Raw genomic sequence first — 24,072 nt, 5'->3', positions numbered from 1 at the left:
CGAATGCGGCGGCCAACGGACAGCGTGCGAGTGGCTGTTCTTCGACCGTTCGCCGAGTGACCCCTCGGCGGCAGGACGTGCAGGATGCAGTCGGGTCTCCGGATACGGTCGTTAGCAAAGCCCGCAATGAAATCGCGGCGAACGTGACGATCACAAGCAGGGAGGGTAGTTCCTGAGCCGAACGCTTGCGGAACCTTTTCGACCGCAATGCTTTACGCATCCGATGTCACGCAGCGTCGTAACGTTCGCCAATACCATCATGTCGCGTCTGCTGGCGGCTTTGTTGCTGGCCGGCGTAGCTGCCTGTTCTTCATCCGATGCTGAAGACAAGCAGGCGCAGAACGCCAAGTCCACCGCCAATTCAGCGATCATGGTCATCGACAGTTGGACCGCCGGCGCCGCACCTTCCCACTATGCGGGAGCCACGTTGCGGTCTTTGGCCGAAGCGTTAGCTGACTACGATCGGCAACTACAAACGGCGGACGGTTCGGACTCCTCCAGGCGACTGGCGCGACAACTCACAGCCGCTGCCGAGCGGGCCGAAAATGCCGTCACGAGCGGCGACAGAGCACAAGCGTGGCAAGCCGGTCAGGAGCTTCGAACTGTCATTGCCAAGTTCGTTGTGGCAGATCCCGCCGATCAAGCGACAAATCCATGAAAAAATTGCTTGAAATCTCGCTCGGCGTGGTGACCAGCGTTGGCGGTTTCCTTGAGGTCGGATCGTTGGCGACAGCAGCCCAGGCCGGTGCATTGTTCCACTTTCAGCTGGTTTGGGCGATTCTCCTTGGGACTATCTGCATTATTTTCCTGGTGGAGATGGCCGGCCGTTTCGCAGCCGTCAGCAAGCACACGATAGCCGACGGCATTCGCGAGCGCTTCGGCTTCAACGCGTTCCTTTGGCCTCTGGTCAGTACATTGCTGGTCAATTTCCTGGTGCTGTCTGCTGAAATCGGCGGGGTTTCCATTGCGGCCGAACTCGCCACCGGGATCGGCTTCCAATGGTGGGCGCTGCCGGTAGCTTTCATTGCATGGCTCTTGCTGTGGAAAGGCACTTTCGGCCTGATTGAGAAAGGCATTTCGCTGTTGGGGCTGGTAACGCTCTGCTTCGTCGTAGCGGCGGTCCTCCTCAAGCCTGACTGGACGCGGGTCGCCGTCAGTTCGGTGCCCTCCTTGCCACATCACGACACCGCTACTTACTGGTTCATGGCTGCCAGCATTCTGGGTGCTTCCATCTCGCCATATCTCTTCATGTTCTATTCCGCGGGTGCGATCGAGGACAAGTGGGACAAGAGTTATCTCGGCATCAATCGCGCCATTGCCGGGCTCGGCATGAGTTTCGGCGGGACCATCTCCATAGCCGTGCTTATCGTCGCTGCGCTGGTGCTTGGAGCGAACGGCATCACCCAAGTGGACGATTACCACCAATTGCCATTGATGCTGACTCCGGTGTTCGGTTTCTGGGGCTTTGTGCTCTTCGTTGCGTCGCTCGGCATCGCCTGCTTCGGCGCGACGGTCGAGATCACCCTGCAGCAGGCATACCTCGTCGCGCAGGGGTTCGGGTGGAATTGGGGCGAGGACCGCAAGCCTCGCGAGGATCCAGGCTTCACCATGGTCTATACCGTTACGATCTTCGCGGCCGCCATTCCGATTGCGCTCGGCCTTGATCCGCTGAGGCTTACCATCTTTTCAATGGCCCTTACGGCCGCAAGCCTGCCTCTGGCGGTGGTGCCATTTCTCTTCCTGCTCAATGACCGGTCTTATATGGGTGAACATCGCAACGGCGTGATCTCCAACGCGGCAGTGCTCTTTGTTATCGCGCTTGGCTTCATCATCGCGGTTGTCACCATTCCTCTGCAAATATTTGGAGGCAGTTGATGCTCATCATACGCGACGTTTTGGACAAGCAGGTTGTCGACCGCAATCAGGTCAAGATCGGCAAGGTGGACGGGATAGTGGCCCAGTTGAGACAAGGTAAGCCCCCAAGGATCATCGCCGTCGAGATCGGCTCGATTGCGCTGGCGCGCCGCTTGGGGCTCCCCGAACGTTGGATGGTCATTCTGGCCGCCAAGCTGGGCGGCCAACGCCATGCCATGCCTCATCGGGTGGCATGGAGCAAGGTTCGCGAGATCGGTCTAGACATCGAGTTCGATATCGATGTGCGCAAGACTGCGATTTTTGGCTGGCAGGACTGGTTGCGCGACCACATCGTCGGAAGGATTCCGGGAGCTTGACGATGGCAACCGCAAATCTCGACCGATTGGTTGGCCGGCGGGTCTTCTCGAAGGAGGGTCAATGCATCGGCCATCTGGAAGAGATCGTCGCCGAAGCAGATGGCGACGACCTTGTCGTCACTGAGTATCATGTCGGTATTTTCGCGGCGTTCGAGCGTCTGTCCGCCTCGTCAATCGGCACGGCCCTGCTCGACCTCGTCCGGCTGCGCCATCGCAAAGGGATCTATCGGATTTCGTGGGACAAGCTTGACATTTCCGACCCCGCGCGGCCCGTCCTTCGCAGCTCCGAGCAGGAGCTCGCAGCGATGCAATCCAGCGTGCGGGTCGAACGCTGAGGTCCGGTCACCGGTCAGTCGAGCTTCAGACGATCAGGTAACTGGCACGCAACGGCGATCGATCAACTGGTATCATTTTTGAAGAAAGGCCTTGAATGCTGCTGCGAGAACGGCTGGATTTTCTTCGGCGACATGGTGCCCACTCTTTATCCCAAAGCCTCCCACGTCTTCGGCCCAGTGCTTCCATATTGCGACCGGATCGCCATAGATCTGCTCCAGATCATCGTCGAGCGACCAGAGGCAAAGCATCGGACAGCGCACCTTCCGGCCTGCATCTCGATCATCACGGTCGTGGCGATGGTCGATCCTGACACCTGCGCGGTAGTCTTCGATCATCCCATGGACGACAGCAGGATCGTGGATGAAGGAAACCAACTCGTCATAGGCCTCACGTCCCATCTCATCTGGCCGCAAGGCGCTGTACCATGCCATTGGGTCTGCCAGGATGGCCCGTTCTGGCTTCTCGGGTTGAGCGAAGAAGAACCAGTGGTACCAATCGCGGGCAAATTTCCAGTCGGCACGCTCCAGATGCTCGATAACTGGCAATCCATCTACCGTAATCAACTTTCGCACCAAATCGGAATGGTCCAGAGCCATTCTGAAAGCGACCAGGCTGCCACGATCATGCCCCGCAACGAAGAAAGTGTCGTGGCCCAACCCTTTCATGACCTCCACCAGCGCCGCCGCTTTTGCCCGCTTGGACGAGAACCTGCTTTCCGGGTCGTCCGCCGGTATGTAGGAGCGCCCGAACCCCGGAAGATCCGGGCACACAATTCTGAAATCTGCTGACAGCAAGTCCGCAACTTGGCCCCACGTCATATGCGAGCGGGGATGGCCATGGATCAGAAGCAGCGGCGGCCCAGATCCGCCGTGCCGAAGCCGTATCGGTCCGCCCTCGGTATCAATCATTTCAAGCTCGAAGTTGTCGAACATGTACCATCTACCCACAGGTCAGCCATGAGCTTATAGAACCTTCTCACCGAGGAACGGTTCACGGCGGGATCGCCATTTCTCCGTGCCCAGTCGGAATAATCCCGGGACGTGACGGGCTCCCCGTCAGATAGATTTGTCCTTGCCATCAACACTTGATGGAGCGAAAAGCTTGCAAGCCGTTGCAGAGCGGCCGGTCGGTAGTATCAAAGCAAACCAAACCTCGGGGTATCGCTGGCGCTCTCATGCCTCCGCGCTGTCCCTTGTTGTTTGTTTTCTTGTCTCTATGGTTAGCCCATTTCCGGAGGGTGGCATGCCTCGTCGATCGGCTCGGGCTCATTTGCTTGGTCTTATCGCGGTGGCCGTTTTGCCAGTCTGGCTGTTTGCTGCCTACCTCCTTGTAGAATATGCGCTTCATGAACAAAGCCGCTTTGAACAAGATGCCTTGCAGACGGCACGACAGGTCTCCTTGGTGGTCGAGGCCGAACTCCTCAATTTACAGACGACCGTCGATGGGTTGTCAAAATCGGGGTCTCTCGTAAAGGGGGATTTGAAAGCGTTTGAGGATGAAGCGCGTCGGCTTGCGCAGGGCACGGATAAGATCATCGCATTGCGCGACCTCGATGGCCGCCAACTTGCAAACACGCAGGTCGCACCGGGAGAGCCATTGCCGCCCGTCGACCCTGTGACGACCGACGAGCGCGAAAAGCTGAAATCGGGCGGCATCTCGGTCAGCAATGTGTTCGCGGCCAAAGACTCCACGGACTATCGGGTGGCGGTCGAGAGACGCGTGTCCGGACCGAACGGTGAAGAGTGGCTGCTTTCGGTATCCGTGCCGACTGCCCGCATTCGCGATGTCATGTTGCCCGCCGTACCACATGGCTGGACTGTGGGCATTGGCGATCGCCACGGCAGTTACGTCGCACGGTCGAAGCAACACGAGGAGATGACGGGAAAGCCTGGGTTGCCGGAGTATGTCGAAAAGATCGTCAGGCCTCATGGCAGTTTCACGGCCCGCAATTTCGAAGGGACAACGCTGCTGGCAGGTTACTACCGTTCTACGTACTCTGGATGGTTTTACACCGCCAATGTGCCGCTCTCGGAAGTCCAGGCGCCGCTTTGGCGTTCGCTCGCAGCGATTGGTGGAACTGGCGCGGCGGCGCTGCTTATCTCTCTTGCCCTCGCTTACATTGTTGGAAAAAAGCTGACCCAAGCCACAATTGATCTTGCTGGCCGCGCAGAGTCGCTTGGTAATGGCCGCGAGGTTCGGCCAATGTCCACCTCGGTGGCCGAGTTCGCCACGATCGCCCAGGCGATGGTCAATGCAGAGCACGCTATTACGGAACGCACGCGAGAGCTGCAGACCGTGCTTGAGACGGTGCCGGCAGCCGTATGGTTTACTTATGACCCTCAAGCTCGCCAGGTTATCCGAAATCGCTTCGCGGCCGAGTTGATGGGTCTACCGACAGTAACGTCCAAGTCATTCGGCGAACCCGATCTCGTTATTGACACGGTGGCCGTCAAGGACGGGCAGCGTGTCGCTCGCGAAGATCGTCCTTTGAGCCGGGCGATGCGCGGTGAGACGATCGACAACCAGGAATTTGCATACATTCTGCCGTCGGGTGTTCACCGTTACCTGCTCTCCAGCGCACGTCCGATCCGCGATCCGAGCGGATCCATCATTGGTGCCGTGCAAATCAGTTTGGATATCTCCGAGCGTAAGCGTGGCGAAGAGCAACGTCAGCTGCTGCTCAACGAACTCAATCACCGGGTGAAGAACACCCTGGCGGTTGTCCAGTCGATCGCCACCCAGACAATCCGCAACGCCTCGGATCTGCCGGAGGCAGGACGCAACCTGTCCAGCCGGCTCGTCTCGCTGGCGAAGGCTCACGATGCCCTGACACGCCAAAATTGGAGCGGCGCGGACCTCGGCGATCTGATCGCCAACTCGATCACCGCGCACGCACCGCTCGACCGTTTTCGGATCAGCGGCGAGGATGTCTGGCTTCCGCCAGCCGTAGCGCCTTCATTTGCTTTGGCACTTCATGAGCTCACGACCAACGCCATCAAGTACGGGGCGCTCTCGAACGGGGCCGGGACAATTTCAATCGCCTGGACGATTACCGGCGAGGAGGATGGGCGTAAACTCAAGCTGGAATGGCGTGAGTCAGGAGGGCCTCCGGTCATACCTGCAACGCGCAAGGGCTTTGGAACGCAATTGCTGACGCGCGTTTTCGACAATGAGCAATCTGGCGGAGTTGTCTTGCGATACGAGCCATCCGGCCTGCTTTGCGTTTTCCATGTAAGCCTCTCCAGGCAGACAATTGCGGGGGCAACGACCTAAAAGTTCATCTCGCCATAATGTGAGACACTACGCCGAGTGGGATTGCGGACGCTGGCTCCGGCCCAACTCCCTGGCGTGCGCAGGTCTTTCGTCGTTGCGTGCGCATTTCTGGCATGGCCGGCGCGAGGCCGAAAATTTGCGTGGCACAGCAAGACAATCTACGGCGAATTTCGTGGAACAATCGGATGCCCAGACCGTTGCCAAGCGGTCTTCATGCTCAGGATTTGCCTTGTTTCAGCGACCCAACGAAAGTCTCGCTACCTCGCAAAGGTCTGGCGATGCCACTCATGGCCAGGGCGGATTGGCCGAGCCCAGGCAAATCGCCAACGTTGCGCGCCGACTGGTTGTCATCTCGAATAGGTTGGGTAACATTCGCGATCTGTCGCAAGCCGGCGGGCTGGCGGTTGGTGTCGCGGATGCATTGGCCGAGCGTGGTGGCTTATGGCTCGGAGCAAGCGACGAACATCAGGACTCAGTCGCGAGCGACCAACCGCTGATCCGCCTCGAACGCTTGGGTAGGATCGAGACGGCTGCGCTCATCCTGCCGCGCGAGGATTATTCGCTATATTACAACGGCTACGCAAACAGTACGCTATGGCCGCTGTTCCATTATCGGCTAGACCTGGTGAACCACCGGGCAGAGTTTCTAGCCGCCTACCGGCAGATCAATGCGCGGTTTGCGAAAGCGCTCGTGGGACTGTTGTCGGGCAACGACGACCTAATCTGGATTCACGACTACCATCTTATCCCCTTGGCCGCCGAGTTGCGGCGGCTCGGAATCCGCAATCGGATCGGCTTTTTCCTGCACATTCCGTTCCCGCCGCCTGACCTGTTTGTAGCCACACCCGACCATGAAGCGAGGAGGTCAGCGCCTATGCTGACATTCGGTCACAGCTAGAGGCGACCGCTGGCGCAGTGAACGGGAAGTACGCCGATCTGGCCTGGACCCCGATCCGCTACATCCACCGAGCCGTTCCACGCTCGCGGCTGGCTGGCTTATTGCGCGCCAGCCAGGTCGGGTTGGTGACGCCGCTGCGCGATGGAATGAATCTCGTCGCAAAAGAATACATCGCCGCCCAGGATCCAGCCGATCCCGGAGTGCTTGTATTGTCTCGTTTTGCAGGTGCGGCGGAAGAGCTTGCGGAGTCCCTGATCGTGAATCCTTATGCGGTTGACGAGGTTGCCGATGCCATCGCAAAAGCGCTCGTGATGCCACTTGATGAACGAATTGCTAGGCACGGCGCACTGCTCAAGCGCATCAGGCGCAATGACGCAGCAGAATGGCGGCGATCATTTCTCGCCGCGCTCGCGGGCGAGGGGTAGTGTGCGTTTGCACTAATCCTGCAAGCGGCCTGACTACACCGAGTTTTACAAAGGGAAGCAGCTGTGTGGCGGCGAGCAGGCCGCTTTCATGCGGAATTACCAAGTTCGGCGGCGCGATGCAGGCCGGTGCGCGAAAATATCCGGCGCCGCCGTTTCCGAAGCAGGTGGCGCCAGAGTTCCAACCGAAACACGGCAAAACCGGACTGGAATGCCGCGGACCGAACCAAATGTCGTCAAAGGCGTTGAGTCGCGTTGCGTCATCAGCCGGGGCATTTCCATGACAAAGGGCGAGCTATCTACCTATCGGACCAAACGCGATTTCACCAAAACGAAAGAACCCAGCGGCGAGCGTTTGATCGCGAAATCAAACCGGCTACGGTTTGTAATCCAGAAACACGCAGCCACACGGCTCCACTACGACCTTCGCCTCGAGCTCGACGGTGTCTTCAAGTCCTGGGCCGTCACCAAAGGTCCGTCGCTCGATCCTCAGGATAAACGCCTTGCGGTAGAGGTTGAGGACCATCCGCTGGACTACGGCGACTTCGAAGGCACGATCCCTAAAGGGCAATATGGCGGCGGCACCGTCCAGCTGTGGGACCGTGGATATTGGGAGCCAGAAGGCGCTATGTCTCCTGAACAAGCCTTGGAGAAAGGCGATCTGAAATTCACGCTTGACGGCAAGCGCCTGCATGGAAGTTTCGTTCTCGTGCGCATGAAGCACGACCGCAATGGCGGAAAGCGAACCAACTGGCTTTTGATCAAGCACCGCGACAAATACGCGACTGATGGCAATGGCGACGCAGTGCTGACGCAGGACCGGTCCGTCGCCTCGGGCCGGAGCATGGAAAAGATTGCTGCCGGGAAGGGGGCCGGCCCGAAGCCGTTCATGATGCAAGGCTCATCGGTGCCCGATGCGGACGCCGTGTGGGACAGCAATCGCGGCATCGCCGCTGAGGAACGCGCAAAGTCGTCAAAGGCATCGCCAAAGCCGTCGCCGAAAGCATCGCCACGTCCGAAACGCGCCGTTCGTGCCGATGCGGTCAAGATGCCCGACTTCATCGCACCACAGCTTTGCGCGACGCTCTCCCGGCCGCCTGTAGGAACAAACTGGGTTCACGAAATCAAGTTCGATGGCTATCGCGTCCAGCTGCGGGTCGAAGATGGCGTCGCCACGTTGAAGACCAGAAAAGGCCTGGACTGGACGGAGAAGTTCGGCGCCATTGCAAAAGAGGCGGCCAGCCTTCCCAACGCTATCGTGGATGGTGAGATCGTGGCGCTCGGCGAAAATGGCGCACCGGATTTCGCCGCCTTGCAAGCGGCGTTGTCGGAGCGCCGGACAAAAGACCTGATCTTCTTTGCATTTGATTTGCTGTTTGCGGACGGTGTCGATCTGCGAAAGCTGCCGCTCTCGGAACGCAAGGTAAGGCTAAGCGAGATGATCGGCGAGGTTGAGCGCGGTGAGGAGAACCTCATCCGCTATGTCGAGCACTTCACCAATGGCGGTGACGCTGTGCTGCAGTCTGCCTGCCGACTTGAACTCGAAGGCATTATCTCCAAAAAAGCTGATGCACCCTACGTCTCTGGCAGAACCGACACCTGGGCAAAGTCGAAATGCCGCGCCGGGCATGAGGTTGTTATCGGCGGCTGGTCGACGACCAACGGAAAATTCCGCTCATTGCTGGTCGGCGTCAACAGGGGCGAACATTTCGCCTATATCGGCCGTGTCGGGACCGGGTACAGCGAGGCAAAGGTCAGGCAACTGCTGCCGAGGCTGAAGGAGATGATGGCGGCCAAGTCGCCGTTTACAGGCGATGGCGCACCGAAAAAGGATTCAACCGTCTTTTGGACGAAGCCGCAACTGGTTGCGGAAATCGAGTTCGCCGGCTGGACCGGCGGCGGCAATGTCAGGCAGGCGGCCTTCAAGGGCCTTCGCGAAGACAAGCCAGCAAAGGAGGTAGAGGCGGAGCGTCCCGCCAATCCACAAGAGACGCAGATTGCCGAACCTGCCAGAGGGTCCGGCCGGACCGGAAAAACCCCAATCGTCATGGGCGTCATTATCTCGAAACCTGACAAGCCGCTTTGGCCGAATGCCGGCGATGGTGGGAAGCCAGTCACCAAGCTCGACCTCGCGGAATACTTTGAGGCCGTTGGCCCTTGGATGATCAAGCATCTCAAGGGCCGCCCCTGTTCACTCGTGCGCGCGCCGGACGGTTACGCCGGCGAGCAGTTCTTCCAGCGCCACGCCATGCCCGGCACGTCCAATCCGCTGGAACTGGTGAAAGTCTTCGGCGACCACAAGCCGTATCTGCAGATCGACCGCGTCGAGGGCCTGGCTGCGATCGCCCAGATCGGCGGCCTGGAACTGCACCCCTGGAATTGCCACCCCGCTCATCCCGAGGTTCCCGGCAGGCTGGTTTTCGACCTGGATCCCGGTCCGGAGGTTTCCTTTGGCGAAGTTGTCGCGGCCGCCAAGGAGATGCGCGACCGTCTCGAAGATTTGGGGCTGGTCAGCTTTTGCAAGACCACGGGCGGCAAGGGCCTGCACGTTGTGACGCCGCTGGCAGGCCAGCGCAGCAAAACGAACTGGCCCGAGGCCAAGGCCTTCGCGAAGGCGGTGTGCGTGCAAATGGCGGCGGACCGTCCGGATCTCTACCTCGTCAACATGGCCAAGAAGTTGCGGACGTCCCGGATCTTTCTCGACTACCTCCGCAATGATCGCATGGCGACGGCCGTTGCACCCCTGTCACCGCGTGCCAGAGAAGGTGCAACTGTTTCCATGCCACTGACCTGGAGCCAGGTGAAGGCGGATCTCGACCCGAAAAAATACACAGTCCGCACCGTGCCGGGGTTGCTGAAGAAGACGGTTGCCTGGGCCGACTACGACGATGGCGAAAGGTCTATCGCGAGCGCGATCAAACGGCTCGGCTCAGCAAAGCTAGCGGCATGACATCGAAACATGCAAAACCGTCTTTCGCCGTCCCATTGGACACGGAACCGATGGAGGCAAAGGCTGCCGCCACGTTGCCTGACAGCGCTGGCCAATGGCAGTACGAACCCAAATGGGACGGCTTCCGCTGCCTTGCCTTCAAAGCTGGCGATGAGGTCGACCTGAGGGCAAAGTCTGGCAAGCCGCTCGGCAGATACTTTCCGGAAGTCGTCTCGATGCTGCGTGTTCTGAGGGCCACTGATTTCGTGGTCGACGGTGAGATCGTCATCGAGGTGAATGGCGCGCTCTCTTTCGATGCGCTGCAGATGCGATTGCATCCAGCGGAAAGCAGGGTTCGAAAGCTGTCTGTCGAAACCCCCGCCAGATTGATCTTGTTTGATATGCTGGCTAGGGCGGACTTCAACGTGATGGACCAGCCGCTGTCCGAAAGGCGCCAAGCTCTGGAACTGTTCGTGGAATCGGCTGGTCATGCCGATATCGAACTGTCTCCTTGTACTCGGGATTTGGCGACAGCAACGAAGTGGCTTGGCGCATCCGGTCACGGTTCGACGGACGGCGTTGTCGCCAAGCTTATCGACGACGAATATCGGCCCGGCGAACGCGCCATGGTCAAGGTCAAACGGCTGCGTACAGCCGATTGCGTGGTCGGCGGCTTTCGCTATCTGGCAAATGCGCGTGAGGTCGGTTCCTTACTGCTGGGTCTCTACAATAACCAGGGCAAGCTCGACCATGTGGGGTTCACGTCGACAATCGCGCGGGAGGATCGACCGCAGCTGACCCGACAACTCGAAGCTTTGCGGTCGCCTCCTGGTTTTACCGGCAAGGCTCCGGGCGGCCCAAGCCGCTGGAGCACCGAGAGGAGTGGGAAGTGGGAACCGGTTCACCCCGAATTGGTGGTCGAAGTTCGCTTCGATCACGTCACGAATGATCGCTTCCGGCACGGTACCAAATTTCTGCGATGGCGCCCCGACAAGAATCCCAAGCAGTGCACCTTCGAACAGATGCTGAAAACATGAAATCGGCACGCGGTCTGTAGCGCGCGTTGCGCTTAAACCTTGGCCCTATGCGCTCGACTGCCCAGTGTTCGCTTCTTGACCCCTTTCGTAGTGAGGCTGGGCCTCTGGCGTGATTCCCGCAACGACCCACTGGCTCCGGCGGCGGCGCTAATCGATCAGCGTGTCAATTCGCCTGGAACTATCCATTCCTGAATCCGCCGAGCCAAATTCCGCTGCAGTGACTCGTTCGGCGTCACCGAAAGTTCTCATACCCGCTTGGTGCCTTCGGTGAGTGCCGAGGTTGCACCGCCTGCTGCTGACCGGATTTAGACAGCGGGAGCTCTCCCCCGTTGATGGTCCGAAAAACCTCGCTGGCAGGCTGCTCAACCATTGGGTTAGGTGGCATCGGTGTCGATTGCGTCATTGTGGAGTCCTCCGGTTACTGCGCTGCACGTGCGCCAATGAGCGTTACTGTTTGCGTAATTGCGGGCCTGACCTAAGCAGCATCGACGCGCTGGAGATCAGAGATGCGGACCACGCCGTGCTGGCTGACGAAGGTCAGGGTCGTGTCCGTGCTCTGGCTCTGTGAAACACCAGATATGCGATGATCTCCGGTATCGTAGATTATCGTATTTCCATGATCGTCGATGACCAGACGGCGCTTCTCGTTAAACGCCGCGTAGCGCATATGGTTCTGGGAGCCAGCGGCAGACGGGCTTCCAAACTCGTCAGGCCACCACGAGCCGGCGGTTGCCAAACCAGCCGAGCGATAGCTCACATTCGTATCGTCGTTGCGCCCCTCGGCTGGATGATCGCTGAGGTAGGCGGACAGCTCGCCCGCGATAGCGTTGAGCTTCGCCTTGAGGCTGCCGTTGAACATGTCGCCGACCATCGTCATGCCGGAAGACCATTGCGACATGCCTCCGAAGTCGACATGGCTGAACTGGGCCATGGTCCCGCCGCCACGCCGCAAAGCGTCTAGAACAGCGGTGACAGCGCCTTCGGAGATGCCATGCTCGCGCGCAAGACGGGCGGTCAGTTCGGTGTCGTTCTGGGTCATCATGATGTCCTGAGAAATCGATGGAACAGCGTACGGCCGCGCATGCAAGCTTTGTCGGGCCGTTAATCTGCGCAGCACGGAAGTAACGAGCGTCGAGAGGCGCGGTTCCCGTACCCGGCAGAACGGCAACACATTCGACAGTCACCCCACGCAGCAGCCGTGTAATCCGCCGCGAAATATCGCGGAACATCCGTCAATGTCATTTGACGGAAACGCTTATTTGTCGTGAACATTTGCACCCGGTCGCACTTTTGGGGGGCAGACCAAGGGAGGCTGCCATGACAAGACGCATCGATCGCGAGAAGATCGAGAGAGCGGACCGCGAGAGCAGATGTGTCCGGCGGCTCAAGCCGAGTCGGGGGTTTCGGGCTCTCGATCATGTTGGAATTGCTCTGCCCATTGCAGATCCATCAGCCAAGGCTCGCGCCGGCCGATCCAGAGTTCATAGCCTGGAATGATGTCGCTCGGGGCGAGGTCCAGAGCGCCCAGCATGATCTCCGCCTCGTCGTCCCGCAACGAGGCGATGCGCGATCCGCAATCGGGGCAAAAGCTTCGGCCATTGAACGCCCGTAGGTCGCCAGTGCCCTGATAATCCGACCGTGCCCAAACACCGAAGAAGTTGAACGCGCTGCCGCTCGAGCGGCGGCAATCCTGACAATGGCAAAGGCCAACACGAAGCGGAGCGCCTTTGACCGAGAAGCGAACCGCACCACAGAGGCACCCACCCCTGCGAATATAATCTTCGCTCATGTCAGAGCTCGCTTTGGAGGATCACGGTTCTCGTCGGGGTTGGGGACTGGCAACTCGTCCGGCAGAAGGTCGGGTCAGGCTCGCGCACGTCTGGTGTCCAGCCTGGTGCATCCACCGGCGGTTCTTTGTTCGGCTCTGGTTTGGGCGGCATGGCTATTCTCCTGGTGTGTCGGTTGGGCGAGGTGTCTTGCCGGCCACCGGACGTGCGTCGCTTCGTCTGGCCGTGAAGGGGTCCGCCAAAGCGCTGGTACGTTTGGGCGGAGCGCCTGCCGTCTTGGGGCTGGCTGGCGCCTGGCCGGAGTCATTGGTGCCAGGGTTCTTACGCTGGATTTCGACACCGGCTGCCTCTGGTTCCTTGGCAATTGCAGCGTTGAGGTTTTTGATCTTGGCCATCCTGTCATCTCCTTTGCTGGCCAACGACCGGCCGTCAGGAATGTTCCATGCAGCGCGGAACTCGCAGGGGTGCACGCCTGTTACCGATGATCACAGAGGAGCACCGAAAAATGTCTGACAATGAAAACCATCGTGAAACCGGAGCGACGAAATATCCCGCCAAGACGGGTGCCGACCCATCGGATGCGTTCTCCCAGGACGCGGCTGGAAACAAGAAGCCCAAGGGCGGAGTTGGATTGACGCGTCCCGTGGACGAAGTCGATGACAAGACGCATCAGTCGGACGGACAGAACCCACCAGGCCAAGTAAAGAGTGCTCGGCCATGAACGTCGCCAATCTCCAGCTCGAGGGTCTGATGATGGCAGTCGCTTCGATCAACAATTTGCTGGTCCACAGGGGCCTGCTTTCGATCGACGACATCGATATCGCGCTGCGAAAGGCCGAGGCCAATGTGACGGGCGATGAGCGGACATATGAGGATATGTCGCCGGCCAATCGCGACGCCATCTGCTTCCCGATTCGGCTTTTGCAGATCGCAAACAATGCCCAAGGCGAATCCGACATTCCACCGTTTTCGGAACTGGCGAAGATGGTTGGACAAACGAAAGAGCCGTACAATGATCAGCGTTAACGGCAGCGAGGGCTCGACTTTGTTGACGGCTTACATGTCGCTGTTCTGAATAATTCCCGCTTCGCCATCGTGGATACGCGTGCGCGAGACCGTTGAGTTTTTGAGTCGCACGCCGGGCCCGCCATGGATCGTCTCGCCATCACGTAGAAAGGCAACCCCCGCCAGTTCGAGCGCCGGTCGCATCGCGGCAATCATGCCGCCGTCCGGAATGCGCTTGCCTTTCTCGAAGTCCCGAACCGTCCCCTCGCTGACCTGCGCATTGGCGCCAAGCCTGGCTTGTGACCAGTCCAGAAGAGCCCCCGCCGCCCGGCATTGCTCGACAGTCAATTGGGTCACAAACTTCTCCTCGCTAGACTCTGCGCCCGCTGGGCTAAGCACTCTTGCGCTTCGGCGCGCTCTTTCTGGGTGTCGCCAGCCCCTCCTGCTTGAGGCTCTTCTTAAGCACCTCCGCCAGGTTGATAACGTTCTCTTTCGGCTTGGGAGCCGCCTTTGGGGGCGCCTTGCCCTTGCGCTTCGCGTCAATCATGGCAATCAGCGCATCTTCGTAGGTGTCCTCGAATTTCGAGGGATCGAAAGTGGTCACCTTCTTGTCGATGAGCATGCCGGCGATTTCCAGCAACTCGGGATCGTACTTCGCCTTGGTCAAGCCCTCAAAAACACTGTCCTCGGCGATCATCTCGTTGTGGTTTCGCAGCTCGGTCATCACCATGCCCTTGCCATAGGGTTGGATCACAACTTCCCGGCCGCGCTGATAGAGCACGATGCACGACCGTGCTGCGACGCCCTTGTTCTTCATCGCGTCGCGGATCACACCGTAGGCTTCGACGGCCGCGCCGTCAGCTGGAATGAGGTAGTAGGGCTTCTCGAGATAGCGGGTGTCGATCTCGCTGATCGCAACAAACTCGCCTACTTCGAGCGTGTGATCCGAGGTGAGCTTAAGCGCCTTGATGTCCGCGGGCTCGATCTGAAGGAATTCATCCTTTTCGACCTCGAACCCCTTGACCTGGTCTTCTGCGTCGACCGTCTTTCCTGTCTTCTCGTCGGCATAGACGCTTTTGACAGGAAGACCGTCCTTGCGGTTCAAGATTTTGAAATGGATCTTGGATGCCTCGCTGGTGGCGCCGACAATCTTCACCCCGCAAGTCACCGATCCAACCTTCAAAAAGCCCTTCCAGACAGCACGTGGCGCGACCATGTCGTTTATCCTGTTTCGGGTCAGGGCAAACGAGTTTTCTTTCAAATCGTTCCCTCTGCCGCGGGTTCGGCGGAGTCGACTGAATCCAGCAAGAAGCTTGAAAGCCAACCAACCGGGAGATGGCGGGATCGACCTGTCGCGGCGCCGGCGATCGTCAACAGCGGTTCGGCAACCGGCTTCGACGGCTCCAAGGTACTGATCATGACGAAGAGCGGAATCCACGCCTTCGCCAGGTGCTATCTGGCAACCTGACAGATAAGGGAATCCCCGTGAACGACGTTGCTCCGGTCCAGTGTCGACACCGCTCAACCCGCCAGAAAAGCAGGCCGCCGACGTCTCGAAATTTGGCGCGAAGGCCGATGAAACGGCCCGCGCAGCCGGAAGAAATTGCACCCGCCTAAGTGTTTCTGGCATCGCTGCAATCTTGGTGAGGACATCGACTGCCTGCAAGTCGAAGTTACCTTGCGCCGTTTCAAATATCAGAACGCCGACCTTCGTCTCGGCGTCGCTTATCATGCCCATTCCAATGCCGGTCGGCATATAGGGTGGCTTTTCTGACATGGTCTCTCTCCTCAGATGCGGTGTAGGCTTGTCAGGCGTTCGGCCATCTGGCCGTGCGATCTGGAGTGGCCAAGCACGATCGATAGACGATAGAGGCCATCTAACCCGTTCACCACTATTCGAAATGCATCGACTGGCCGTGCATCATCGCCAGGGTCAGTGCGATTGCAGGATTTGCAGGCGGCTTCTCCATAAGCAGGGAGCCATTGAAATCGCGCCACGCCGCCACGCGCAATTCGTCACCGTCTTCACTGGCTGCCGGGTCGAAAACGTGGGCATCATAGGGATCCCGGTCAATATCGATCGTCCAGTCCTTGAGCGCCTTGCGAGCCATTTCTTCAACCTGGGCAAGGTCGCTGGTGAAGAAGGGGATACGGTCGCCATCGTCCGAAAGCGGCTCAACCCGATCCAGCGTTGGCCGCTCGGGCACCCAGCCAAGAACGAAGGCAATGTCGAAATCGATCTGGCGGTCCGGGCCAGCTGTGACCTCCAGCCGTTTGACGACGTCTGGATAGAGCTGCTTGCGCGCCGGCCACGTATCCGGGAGCGCCTCGGATTGCAATTTCGTTCGGAGAATGTCGATGGCGCGGAACTTTGTCCTCCGGCCAGCCCGCGCAACATGCAGCCGTCGCGGCCTCGTCGGCTTCCATCCAGACCGAAGCAGCCTGGTCCTCGTGCTCGGTTGGCTGGTCGTCTTCTGGAAAGCCTTTGATATCCCACCCTTCCAACGCGAATAAACCTTCCGCGCCTTGCAAAGCCGTAATGCCGGCGTGCGCGAAGACTGCTTCGGCCGCCGCGACGCCGCGTGCCAGTTCCTCGGGCGCTGCACCTTCAATGTTTAAGCGAAGTTCCATAGTTCGCCTCCTCCCAGTAGTGAGCAAAATAAGAACATCGATGTCAATAGACCCCTGACAACGGGGAAATAGCTTATTTTTTCAATAGGCATACTGGACAGCGCTCGATTAATTTCCAAGGCGACTTCATTCATGGCCGATGCTTCATGCGGACCGCCGCGGACGGGGACAGTCGGTCCCGCGTCCCGTCCTGCGGCCGGGCGCTATGCTGACGCTCCTACGGCTCTCCCGTTCACCGCCCGCGGCGGGGGCGAATTTCCTCCGTCCCGCGCGCGACAATTGTCCGCTGTTGCGGACGCGCGCAGAACTGCGGCTTATACGCCATCTTTCTTTAGAGGGCCGACCGAGGGTTTACATCAAGAAGGGGTCTTCGACCGCGACCTTTGAGTCTACATCGAATCTCTGAACTTCGTTTCCACGACCTAATAATGCAGCCGTCGCCTCAAGCGATAAAACGCCGGGGAGCTCTGCAAGTCACGCGCGGCGTGCGTCATGAACAGGACAACGAATAAAATCAGCAAGGTAAATGCGATTCCGGTGACAATGGGCATTGGACACTCTCTGGAAATCGAACTTGTTGGGGCGGCGCTGCAAAATCAGGAAGGCTCAGCCCGAGCGCATGACGCCCGGCTCTTCGGTGAGAGTATCGCTGGCTGGCCGCTGGGAGCTGTCGAGCACCACATCTGAAAAGTTGACCCTGGCAACCAGGTAGCCCGCCTCGTCATAGACCCTTGTAACCGACGCGGATTGATCAAGACCTGTAGGAGCACCCGCAACAAGCGCTGCGACGTGAGCCTTTTCGATGGCTCGCGGACTAGCCAGATCCGGGCTCGCCAGCTCTTCCTCGAACGTTGTGGTCTGGTCGAACTCGGTAGTCTCAAAGCGGAACTTCGGCATCGACATCTCCTGTTACCAAGCAATGTCCGTGGACAAATTGGGTTCCCTGGAACCGGCGCATAGGAGTCTTGATACCGACACCCGGCCGTCCCGCAGACCTCATCGTCCCATTGACTCTTTGTCAGGAAGAGAACAAATGAGGAACGCGCCGCCAGCTTTTAGCGTTCAGGGGACAGATGAGTGCATCGACGCCGACTGCTGCCATTCCGACCTCCGAGATCGCATCGCGCGTCTCGAAGGCGGAAACACGCGCGAACGAGCGGTGCTTCCCTTCGGCGTCGCTTCCATCGACAGCCATCTTCCGGGTGGTTGTGTGGCGCTTGGTGCCCTCCATGAGGTTGCCGGTGGCGGCAATGGAGCGATCGACGGTGCTGCTGCGTCGCTGTTTGCGGCGGGTATTGCGGCCAGGACGCAAGGCAAGGTGCTGTGGTGTGTGACGCGCCAGGATCTGTTTGCGCCGGCAATCGCCCAGGTCGGACTGCATCCCGACCGGGTGATCTATGTCGAAGCCGGTGACGACAAATCCTTGCTCGCCTGCTTCGAGGAAGGCCTGCGGCATGTCGGACTTGGGGCTGTGGTCGCTGAGGTTGCGCGTCTGTCGATGACGGCTTCGCGACGCTTGCAGCTTGCGTCAGAAGCGTCGGGAGCGATGGGCATCGCAATCCGCCGCTGGCGCCGCCAGACCGAAGCTGCCGATTTCGGCCAGCCGACAGCCTCCGTCAGCCGCTGGCGGGTTTCTGTTTTGCCATCGCGGCCGCTCCCCGTTCCGGGCGTTGGCCGGGCACGATGGCAACTTGAATTGATCAGATCCCGTGGAGGGGAAACGCTCGATATCGAAGTGGAGGCTTGTGATGCCAAGGGTCGTCTCGCTCTTCCTTCCAAGCTGGTCGACCGAACGGCTCAGAAGCAAATTGGGCGACGTCTCGCCGCCATCGGATAAGCCGTTGGTGACAGTGGGGCGGCACGGCAATCGTCGCCTGGTGACCGCGGTCGATCGCGCCGCATTGGAAGCCGGCTTGCGCGTCGGAATGCCTGCAACGAAGGCGCAGGCACTGGTCCAGGGGCTGGCGGTCATGGATGCCGAACCCGATGCCGACGCGGAGGCATTGGAGCGGCTGGCGCTATGGGCATTGCGGCGGTACGCGCCGATCGTCGCGACAGATCCTTCGGACGGATTGGTCATGGACACCACGGGCGCCGATCATCTTCACGGCGGCGAGAAGTTGATGCTGATCGATATGGTCAAGCGTCTCAGCCAGGCCGGCATCTTGGCGCGGGCAGCAGTTGCGGACAGCTGGGGTGCCGCACACGCCGTTGCGCGATACGTCAGGCAGACCGTCAGCGTGGTTCCCGTGAACGCTACCTATGATGCAATCCTTTCGCTCCCTATCCCGGCGCTGCGCTTGCCCGATGCAATGGTCAGCGGTCTGCGTGTCTTGGGCTTCGACAGGGTAGGCGAGCTTTTGAAGCAGCCGCGCGCGCCGCTGACCCTGCGCTTCGGACCGGAACTGGGTCGCCGCCTTGACCAGGCGACGGGGCGCCTTGCCGAGCCGATAGAGCCGGTCCGGCCGGCTGATGTGATCGAGGTCAAGCGTGCCTTTGGCGAACCCATCGGTGCGGCCGAGACAATCGCGCGCTATGTCGGCAAGCTTGTTCAAGCGCTTTGTCTCGAGCTGGAGGCCAAGGGCCTCGGCGCGCGGCGGCTTGACCTGCTGCTCTACCGCGTCGACAACCGGATCGAAGCCATTCGCGTCGGCACAGCCTTGCCGGTCCGAGATGTGAAGCGGTTGACGCGTCTCATCTGCGACAAGATCGAGAAAATCGACCCGGGCTTCGGCATCGAGTTGATGCGTTTGTCCGCGCCCTTGGCTGAACCGCTGACGCCCAGGCAGACCATTTCATCGCTCATCGAGCAACAGGACGCCGACATGTCGGATCTGATCGACATACTCGGCAATCCTGTCGGCGAGGAAAAGCTCTACCGGTTTGCCCCGGTCGCCAGCGACGTGCCCGAACGGTCTGTTCGGCGCGTGGCACCCGCGTCGGTTGAAACCGGCGACGCTTGGCCTGACCATTGGCCGCGTCCGGCGCGTTTGTTTGCCGTGCCGGAGTTGATCGAGGCGATAGCGCTGTTGCCCGATCATCCGCCGGCCAGCTTTACCTGGAGAGGCATCCGGCGGCGGGTCAGGCGCGCCGATGGCCCCGAGCCGGTTTTTGGCGAGTGGTGGAAGCGTGACGCCGAGCTTGCCGCCGTGCGCGACTATTTCCAGGTCGAGGAAGACGCCGGCGAACGGTTCTGGATCTATCGCGCCGGCGACGGCGAGGATTCGCGACCGGCTCGCATCGCTGGTTCCTGCATGACATCTTCGGATGACCGCGTCCTACTCGGACGGCAATGCACCTCGCATTTTTCTTTCCTGCGGGGCGCCAGTTCCTGCGAGGAACTGTTTGCAAGCCCCCAGCGCTCGGACATTTCCCAGGCAAGGTCCGCTTTTGAGGTCGGCCATGGTGGTTCTAACGGCCTACATAAGGCGCGAAGCCGCTGTTCGGAATAGGTGCACCAAGAAGGTTTTCGGGATCGCACATCTTTGCGGCCAACCACGATGAGCAGGAGGCGACGCACGCTGTGCCGCTTGCTACGGCGCTGCTTGGGCGCGCGCTCGCGAGCGGCCAGGCGCGCAGGCGATTTATGGCCGGCACGCTACACAGCGCTAGCTATCTTCGTCCGGCTTTACTAATTCGACATGGCTGACACCCAGCGCCTGGGAGAGTTCGAAAAGGGTAATAACAGTAGGATTGCGTCGACCACGTTCCAGACTGCTTAGGTATTGCTGGCTGTAGCCCGACCGGGCTTCCACCTGCTCCTGCGTCAGGCCTTTCTCCCTCCGAAGTCGGGCAAAGTTCCTTCCGACCAGTTGACGCATGTCCATGCGCCACATTCGCCGTTTACATACTTTAAGTTTATCAACTATAGTATGTATTTTCGGATCGGTCGAATGACCGTGCCGGAATTGGTTAGGAGGTGTTCGATGCTGCCAAAGACCACACCCACGTTCTCTGAGCCCATCGCTCGGGCGGCTGCCATTCAGAATGCAAATGATCCTGCTTTGAGCCTGTGGACCGATTGGCACCGCGCTCGCCACGTGTCGCTGGTCCTGTGTCGGGTGCAGCAGCGGTTGGAGACGCGAATGATGGTAAATCCCGGAATTCCGGTATTGACCGATGGAGAACCGAAAACGCGTCGAACTTCGGTGGCCGCGTCGGAGGAGGGATCGGAATATGCGGTGGTTCGCGAGGCCGAGGTGTTTGCGATGACCGAGGCGCTCCAATTTCAGGATGCGATTCCCAACATCGCGGCTCAGTCTCTCGTGGGTATCGTGGCAAAACTGGAAATGATTGTTGGCGCCGACCGGGACATTGGCGACCCGACGGATTTTCCATGGCCGCACATCGCATCCGTTCTGCGCGACCTGAAGGCGATTGCTGGCGATCTGCCGGCCTTCCGGTCAAACCGGGCCGCTACCCGCGCGGATGTGGCGCGGCATCGGAAAGAAGCAACCAAGCTCGTCGCGGCCTTGGAGGCGCACGGGTGAACGGCTCAAGTACCGATATTGGCAGCGGTCAACGCCAACACAAACAGCGATCCGATCGTGGAATGCGTTTAACACTAATGGTTCGCCTTCAACGCATCTAGCAGATCTCCCCACTCCTGCATTAGCGTGACCCGCTGCTCCCAATAGGTCGCTCGGTTGTAGGTCCGCCGGATGGCGTTCTTGTCCTGGTGCGCCAGCACAGCTTCAATCACGTCTGGATCGTAGTCGCGGGCGTTGAGGATGGTGCTGGCGGTCACCCGGAAACCATGGGCGGTCACCTCGTCCTTTCCGTAGCCCATACGTCGTAGCGCAGCGTTCATGGCGTTTTCGGAAAGCGGCCGAGACTGTTGAATAACTAGCTGGAACCACCCCAGGGCACTGGAGCCGATTGGTTGGCGCCATGTCTGCCGAACCGGTCCACTTCATGCAGCGGCCAGCCGTCTTGCCAACAGTTGGAGGTTCTGAACCGCTGCGGCGAGAAGGAATTCTTCTTTTGCCCCGCTCAGGCCGCGTAGCCTCAATCGTCGAAACGCGATGTTGCGCTTGAGGTGGCCAAAGAGCCGCTCGATCCTCTTGCGCAGTCGCCGTGAGCGGGCATAGCTAGGTGTGTCGCGCAACGCTCGTACCTGATCACGCGCATCCTCGTCGAAAGATCGTGTAATTCGTCGCGCTGATCCGTCTGTGCAATCCAGCTTTGAGCGACAGGCGCCGCAGTCGGACGGGCGAGCGAAATAGACATTGGCGCGCGCGCCGATGTCCCTTCCCCGATAGGTCAATTGCCGACCTTCAGGACAGGTAAAGCTGTCGCTCTGCCTGTCATAGGAGAATGCGTCGCGGGTCAGTTTGCCGGCGGTCTGGTGTTGGCGTTCAATCACCGGGATATGCGGTTCGATACCCTGCTGCAGAAGCCAGCTTAGAAGACCGGCGCTGCCGTAAGCCTTGTCAGCTGCCAGCCGTTCAGGCGTCAGCCCAAGACGCTCGCGCGTCCGCAACACCATTGTCTTGGTTGTGTCCACCTCTGCGGCGAAGCGAGCCGGGCTGGCCTCGACGTCAAGAATGACGCTGGTTTCAGTGTCGATGTAGTAGTTGGTTGAATACCCGAAACGGCCACGTCCATGCTTGTTTGACCAGCCAGCTTGCGGATCAATCGGCGATATATGTTTCGGCGTCGAAGGTTCACGCTCATCTGGGGCCTGCGGCAGCGCTGCATCGAGAGCGTCGAGATACTCATGCACTGGCCGCGAGATAGTGCCACCGTCGGACCAGGCGGTTGCACCGGCGTCACCAGGAAGTTTCTTCTCCCAGCTCGCATCCGCCTCGATGAAGCTGGCATCGACTGCAGTATCCGTGCCTGAGACCAACCCAGCCGTGGCACAATGACCAACGATCTCCTCGAATAACTTTCGAAACAGATCCCCTTGGCGAAAGCGGCCGTAGCGTGGCCTGCTGCCGGTTTCGTGGACACCGAGATAAGGTGTTTAACGGAACTGGAGAGTGGGAATGCAGAGAAGGAAGTTCAGCCGCGAGTTCAAGCTTGAGGCGGTGAGATTGATCGAGGATCGGGGCGTTGCGGTGGCCCAGGCTGCCCGCGACCTCGATGTCCACGAGAATGTGCTGCGCAAATGGGTGCGCGAGCTATCGGCCGATCCGCAGCGTGCGTTTCCCGGTCATGGGCAGATGAAGCCGGAGCAGCAGGAGATTGACCGGCTGCGTAAGGAAGTCGCGAAGCTGAAGGCGGAGCGCGACATCCTAAAAAAGGCCGCAGCCTACTTCGCGAGGGAAGTGACATGAGGTTCGCTTTCATCGCGAGGCACCGGAACATCTGGCCGGTGGCATGGCTGTGCAGTGCGCTGGATGTGTCCCGCTCGGGCTTCCATGCCTGGCTCAACCGCAGCCCTAGCGTTCGCTCCCAGCATGACGAGATCCTCGTTTCCAGGATCGACCGAAGCTTCAAGAGCAGCGACCGCACCTACGGCGCGCGTCGGGTCTGGCACGACGTTCTGGCAGAGGGGCTTTCCTGCGGACTGCATCGCATCGAACGCCTCATGCGGGAGAACGGCCTCCGGGCACGTCCACGCCGGCGCGGACTGCCGAAGGATACCGGCGAGCGAGCCGCCGTGTCGGACAACCTCCTCGATCGCGCCTTCGAGGCATCGGCCCCGAACCAGAAGTGGGTCGCCGACTTCACCTATATCTGGACTGCGGAAGGATGGATCTACGTTGCCGCCGTCGTCGATCTGTTCTCCCGCCGTGTCGTCGGCTGGGCGATGAAGGCCGAGATGACCGCGCAGCTCGTCACCGACGCTCTCATCATGGCGATCTGGAGGAGAGGCAAGCCCGACAGCCTGCTGCACCACTCCGACCAGGGATCGCAATATACGAGCGAGCAGTTCCAGCGACTGATGGCCGACCACGGCATCACCTGCTCGATGAGCCGGTCGGGCAACGTCTGGGACAACGCTGCGATGGAGAGCTTTTTCTCGTCGCTCAAGACCGAGCGGACAGCCCGCAAGGTCTACAGGACGAGAGATGATGCGAGGGCGGATGTGTTCGATTACATCGAGCGCTTCTATAACCCTCGGCGAAGGCACTCGACGCTGGGCTATCTGAGCCCCGTGGAGTTCGAGGAACAAGCTATGTTAGCTTAACCTCGTGTCCGAAAAACCGGCAGCAGGCCACCGGTTTTTGCTGAACGTTGAGTGGTCCGGCACAGCTCCGTTGAGGCCGAGCTTGCAGAACCAGCGGAATGCCAAGTTAAGATGAACGTCCTCGCAAAGCCTCCGCTCTGACCGAATGCCGTAGAGATACCCCACGAGGAGCATTCGTAGCATCAACTCGGGATCGATCGAAGGCCTGCCAGTGTGGCTGTAGCTTGAGGCGAGGTGCTCATGCACAAAGCTTAGATTAAGCGTCGCATCGATGCGTCTGAGTAGGTGACCGGCAGGTACGTGCTCATCAAGCCGAAACTCGTAGAAGAGTTGTTCTTGAAGAACGAGCCTGCCCATCATGACAAATCATCTCCAGCGCTCAGCA

General features: G+C 59.7%; 25 protein-coding genes and 3 pseudogenes. 16 read left to right on the top strand and 12 right to left on the bottom strand.

Annotated elements, in window-relative coordinates; translation table 11 throughout:
- Positions 1-223: 223 nt before the first annotated feature.
- Genes AC56QQ_RS32710 through AC56QQ_RS32695 form a run of 4 tightly spaced genes read left to right on the top strand, consistent with a single transcriptional unit; the run spans position 224 to position 2,566 of the window.
- Entirely contained in the window at positions 224-658 is a 435-nt protein-coding gene (locus tag AC56QQ_RS32710; RefSeq protein WP_497124720.1) for a hypothetical protein, read from the top strand.
- Entirely contained in the window at positions 655-1,875 is a 1,221-nt protein-coding gene (locus AC56QQ_RS32705; protein WP_497124718.1) for an NRAMP family divalent metal transporter, read from the top strand. The genes AC56QQ_RS32710 and AC56QQ_RS32705 overlap by 4 nt, the downstream gene beginning before the upstream one ends.
- Positions 1,875-2,231, top strand: coding sequence for a hypothetical protein (locus AC56QQ_RS32700; RefSeq protein ID WP_497124717.1), 357 nt, complete (start codon positions 1,875-1,877; stop codon positions 2,229-2,231). The genes AC56QQ_RS32705 and AC56QQ_RS32700 overlap by 1 nt, the downstream gene beginning before the upstream one ends.
- 2 nt (positions 2,232-2,233) lie before the next feature.
- The gene (locus AC56QQ_RS32695) at positions 2,234-2,566 is read left to right on the top strand and encodes a hypothetical protein (protein WP_497124715.1); all 333 of its coding nucleotides are present in this window, start codon (positions 2,234-2,236) and stop codon (positions 2,564-2,566) included.
- Between the two features lie 72 nt (positions 2,567-2,638).
- Here AC56QQ_RS32695 and AC56QQ_RS32690 read toward each other — a convergent pair whose 3' ends face one another.
- Entirely contained in the window at positions 2,639-3,499 is an 861-nt protein-coding gene (locus AC56QQ_RS32690; RefSeq protein WP_497124714.1) for an alpha/beta fold hydrolase, read from the bottom strand.
- A 310-nt stretch (positions 3,500-3,809) separates the two neighbouring features.
- Between AC56QQ_RS32690 and AC56QQ_RS32685 the strand changes: the two genes are divergently transcribed.
- The 5 genes from AC56QQ_RS32685 (at position 3,810) to AC56QQ_RS32665 (ending at position 11,126) form a co-directional block, all read left to right on the top strand.
- Complete coding sequence (locus tag AC56QQ_RS32685) at positions 3,810-5,840, top strand: sensor histidine kinase (protein WP_497124712.1); 2,031 nt, start codon at positions 3,810-3,812, stop codon at positions 5,838-5,840.
- A 172-nt stretch (positions 5,841-6,012) separates the two neighbouring features.
- Positions 6,013-6,738, top strand: coding sequence for a trehalose-6-phosphate synthase (locus AC56QQ_RS32680; protein ID WP_497124711.1), 726 nt, complete (start codon positions 6,013-6,015; stop codon positions 6,736-6,738).
- A gap of 17 nt (positions 6,739-6,755) precedes the next feature.
- Positions 6,756-7,163, top strand: a complete 408-nt coding sequence (locus AC56QQ_RS32675; RefSeq protein WP_497124710.1) for a trehalose-6-phosphate synthase — start codon at positions 6,756-6,758, stop codon at positions 7,161-7,163.
- Between the two features lie 277 nt (positions 7,164-7,440).
- The gene (gene ligD / locus AC56QQ_RS32670; RefSeq protein WP_497129208.1) at positions 7,441-10,110 is read left to right on the top strand and encodes a DNA ligase D; all 2,670 of its coding nucleotides are present in this window, start codon (positions 7,441-7,443) and stop codon (positions 10,108-10,110) included.
- Complete coding sequence (locus AC56QQ_RS32665; protein ID WP_497124709.1) at positions 10,107-11,126, top strand: ATP-dependent DNA ligase; 1,020 nt, start codon at positions 10,107-10,109, stop codon at positions 11,124-11,126. Before ligD ends, AC56QQ_RS32665 begins: the two co-directional genes overlap by 4 nt.
- Before the next feature lie 475 nt (positions 11,127-11,601).
- Here the strand turns inward: AC56QQ_RS32665 and AC56QQ_RS32660 are convergent, their stop codons facing one another.
- The 3 genes from AC56QQ_RS32660 to AC56QQ_RS32650 all read right to left on the bottom strand — a co-directional run bounded on the left by AC56QQ_RS32660 (position 11,602) and on the right by AC56QQ_RS32650 (position 13,308).
- Positions 11,602-12,165, bottom strand: coding sequence for a hypothetical protein (locus AC56QQ_RS32660; protein WP_497124708.1), 564 nt, complete (start codon positions 12,163-12,165; stop codon positions 11,602-11,604).
- 345 nt (positions 12,166-12,510) lie between these two features.
- Positions 12,511-12,915 (bottom strand): GFA family protein, encoded by a 405-nt coding sequence (locus tag AC56QQ_RS32655; RefSeq protein ID WP_497124707.1) that lies wholly within the window; start codon positions 12,913-12,915, stop codon positions 12,511-12,513.
- A gap of 153 nt (positions 12,916-13,068) precedes the next feature.
- Complete coding sequence (locus AC56QQ_RS32650) at positions 13,069-13,308, bottom strand: hypothetical protein (RefSeq protein ID WP_497124706.1); 240 nt, start codon at positions 13,306-13,308, stop codon at positions 13,069-13,071.
- Positions 13,309-13,418: 110 nt separating this feature from the next.
- Here AC56QQ_RS32650 and AC56QQ_RS32645 point away from each other — a divergent pair, with 110 nt between their 5' ends.
- Together AC56QQ_RS32645 and AC56QQ_RS32640 are read left to right on the top strand one after the other, a co-directional pair.
- Positions 13,419-13,634, top strand: coding sequence for a hypothetical protein (locus tag AC56QQ_RS32645; protein ID WP_497124705.1), 216 nt, complete (start codon positions 13,419-13,421; stop codon positions 13,632-13,634).
- Positions 13,631-13,939: a hypothetical protein gene (locus AC56QQ_RS32640; protein WP_497124704.1), complete on the top strand. Its 309-nt coding sequence runs from the start codon at positions 13,631-13,633 to the stop codon at positions 13,937-13,939. Before AC56QQ_RS32645 ends, AC56QQ_RS32640 begins: the two co-directional genes overlap by 4 nt.
- Before the next feature lie 30 nt (positions 13,940-13,969).
- Here the strand turns inward: AC56QQ_RS32640 and AC56QQ_RS32635 are convergent, their stop codons facing one another.
- Positions 13,970-14,275, bottom strand: a complete 306-nt coding sequence (locus AC56QQ_RS32635) for a helix-turn-helix domain-containing protein (protein WP_497124703.1) — start codon at positions 14,273-14,275, stop codon at positions 13,970-13,972.
- A gap of 34 nt (positions 14,276-14,309) precedes the next feature.
- The gene (gene ku, locus AC56QQ_RS32630) at positions 14,310-15,134 is read right to left on the bottom strand and encodes a non-homologous end joining protein Ku (protein ID WP_497124702.1); all 825 of its coding nucleotides are present in this window, start codon (positions 15,132-15,134) and stop codon (positions 14,310-14,312) included.
- Positions 15,135-15,281: 147 nt separating this feature from the next.
- Between ku and AC56QQ_RS32625 the strand changes: the two are divergent.
- Positions 15,282-15,532 (top strand): annotated as a pseudogene (locus AC56QQ_RS32625) (SDR family oxidoreductase); the annotation flags it as partial.
- Positions 15,533-15,810: 278 nt separating this feature from the next.
- Here the strand turns inward: AC56QQ_RS32625 and AC56QQ_RS32620 are convergent.
- Positions 15,811-16,257: a hypothetical protein gene (locus tag AC56QQ_RS32620; RefSeq protein WP_497124701.1), complete on the bottom strand. Its 447-nt coding sequence runs from the start codon at positions 16,255-16,257 to the stop codon at positions 15,811-15,813.
- 898 nt (positions 16,258-17,155) lie between these two features.
- Positions 17,156-17,446 (bottom strand): hypothetical protein, encoded by a 291-nt coding sequence (locus tag AC56QQ_RS32615; protein ID WP_497124700.1) that lies wholly within the window; start codon positions 17,444-17,446, stop codon positions 17,156-17,158.
- A gap of 184 nt (positions 17,447-17,630) precedes the next feature.
- Between AC56QQ_RS32615 and AC56QQ_RS32610 the strand changes: the two genes are divergently transcribed.
- Together AC56QQ_RS32610 and AC56QQ_RS32605 are read left to right on the top strand one after the other, a co-directional pair.
- The gene (locus AC56QQ_RS32610) at positions 17,631-18,386 is read left to right on the top strand and encodes an ImuA family protein (protein ID WP_497129206.1); all 756 of its coding nucleotides are present in this window, start codon (positions 17,631-17,633) and stop codon (positions 18,384-18,386) included.
- Positions 18,298-19,820 (top strand): annotated as a pseudogene (locus AC56QQ_RS32605) (Y-family DNA polymerase). The gene AC56QQ_RS32610 and the pseudogene AC56QQ_RS32605 overlap by 89 nt, the downstream one beginning before the upstream one ends.
- Before the next feature lie 337 nt (positions 19,821-20,157).
- Here the strand turns inward: AC56QQ_RS32605 and AC56QQ_RS32600 are convergent.
- The gene (locus tag AC56QQ_RS32600) at positions 20,158-20,376 is read right to left on the bottom strand and encodes a helix-turn-helix domain-containing protein (protein ID WP_497124699.1); all 219 of its coding nucleotides are present in this window, start codon (positions 20,374-20,376) and stop codon (positions 20,158-20,160) included.
- Positions 20,377-20,475: 99 nt separating this feature from the next.
- On the opposite strand from AC56QQ_RS32600, the gene AC56QQ_RS32595 reads away from it, so the two are divergent.
- Complete coding sequence (locus AC56QQ_RS32595; protein ID WP_497124698.1) at positions 20,476-21,039, top strand: hypothetical protein; 564 nt, start codon at positions 20,476-20,478, stop codon at positions 21,037-21,039.
- Positions 21,040-21,113: 74 nt separating this feature from the next.
- On the opposite strand, the gene AC56QQ_RS32590 is transcribed toward AC56QQ_RS32595, so the two are convergent.
- The gene (locus AC56QQ_RS32590) at positions 21,114-21,359 is read right to left on the bottom strand and encodes a tyrosine-type recombinase/integrase (protein WP_497124697.1); all 246 of its coding nucleotides are present in this window, start codon (positions 21,357-21,359) and stop codon (positions 21,114-21,116) included.
- 102 nt (positions 21,360-21,461) lie between these two features.
- Complete coding sequence (locus tag AC56QQ_RS32585; RefSeq protein WP_497124696.1) at positions 21,462-22,274, bottom strand: transposase; 813 nt, start codon at positions 22,272-22,274, stop codon at positions 21,462-21,464.
- Between the two features lie 265 nt (positions 22,275-22,539).
- On the opposite strand from AC56QQ_RS32585, the gene AC56QQ_RS32580 reads away from it, so the two are divergent.
- Positions 22,540-23,687, top strand: a protein-coding gene (locus tag AC56QQ_RS32580; protein ID WP_157866075.1) for an IS3-like element ISMlo4 family transposase whose coding sequence is annotated in 2 segments (ribosomal slippage) — positions 22,540-22,789 and positions 22,789-23,687 — 1,149 coding nt in all. Because the reading frame shifts where the segments join, the coding sequence is not laid out codon by codon here.
- 30 nt (positions 23,688-23,717) lie between these two features.
- Here the strand turns inward: AC56QQ_RS32580 and AC56QQ_RS32575 are convergent.
- Positions 23,718-24,047, bottom strand: a pseudogene (locus AC56QQ_RS32575) (transposase); the annotation flags it as partial.
- Positions 24,048-24,072: the final 25 nt, after the last annotated feature.

This window comes from Mesorhizobium sp. RCAM 05099, assembly GCF_059683685.1.
This window is presented reverse-complemented; position numbering and strand designations above follow the sequence as displayed.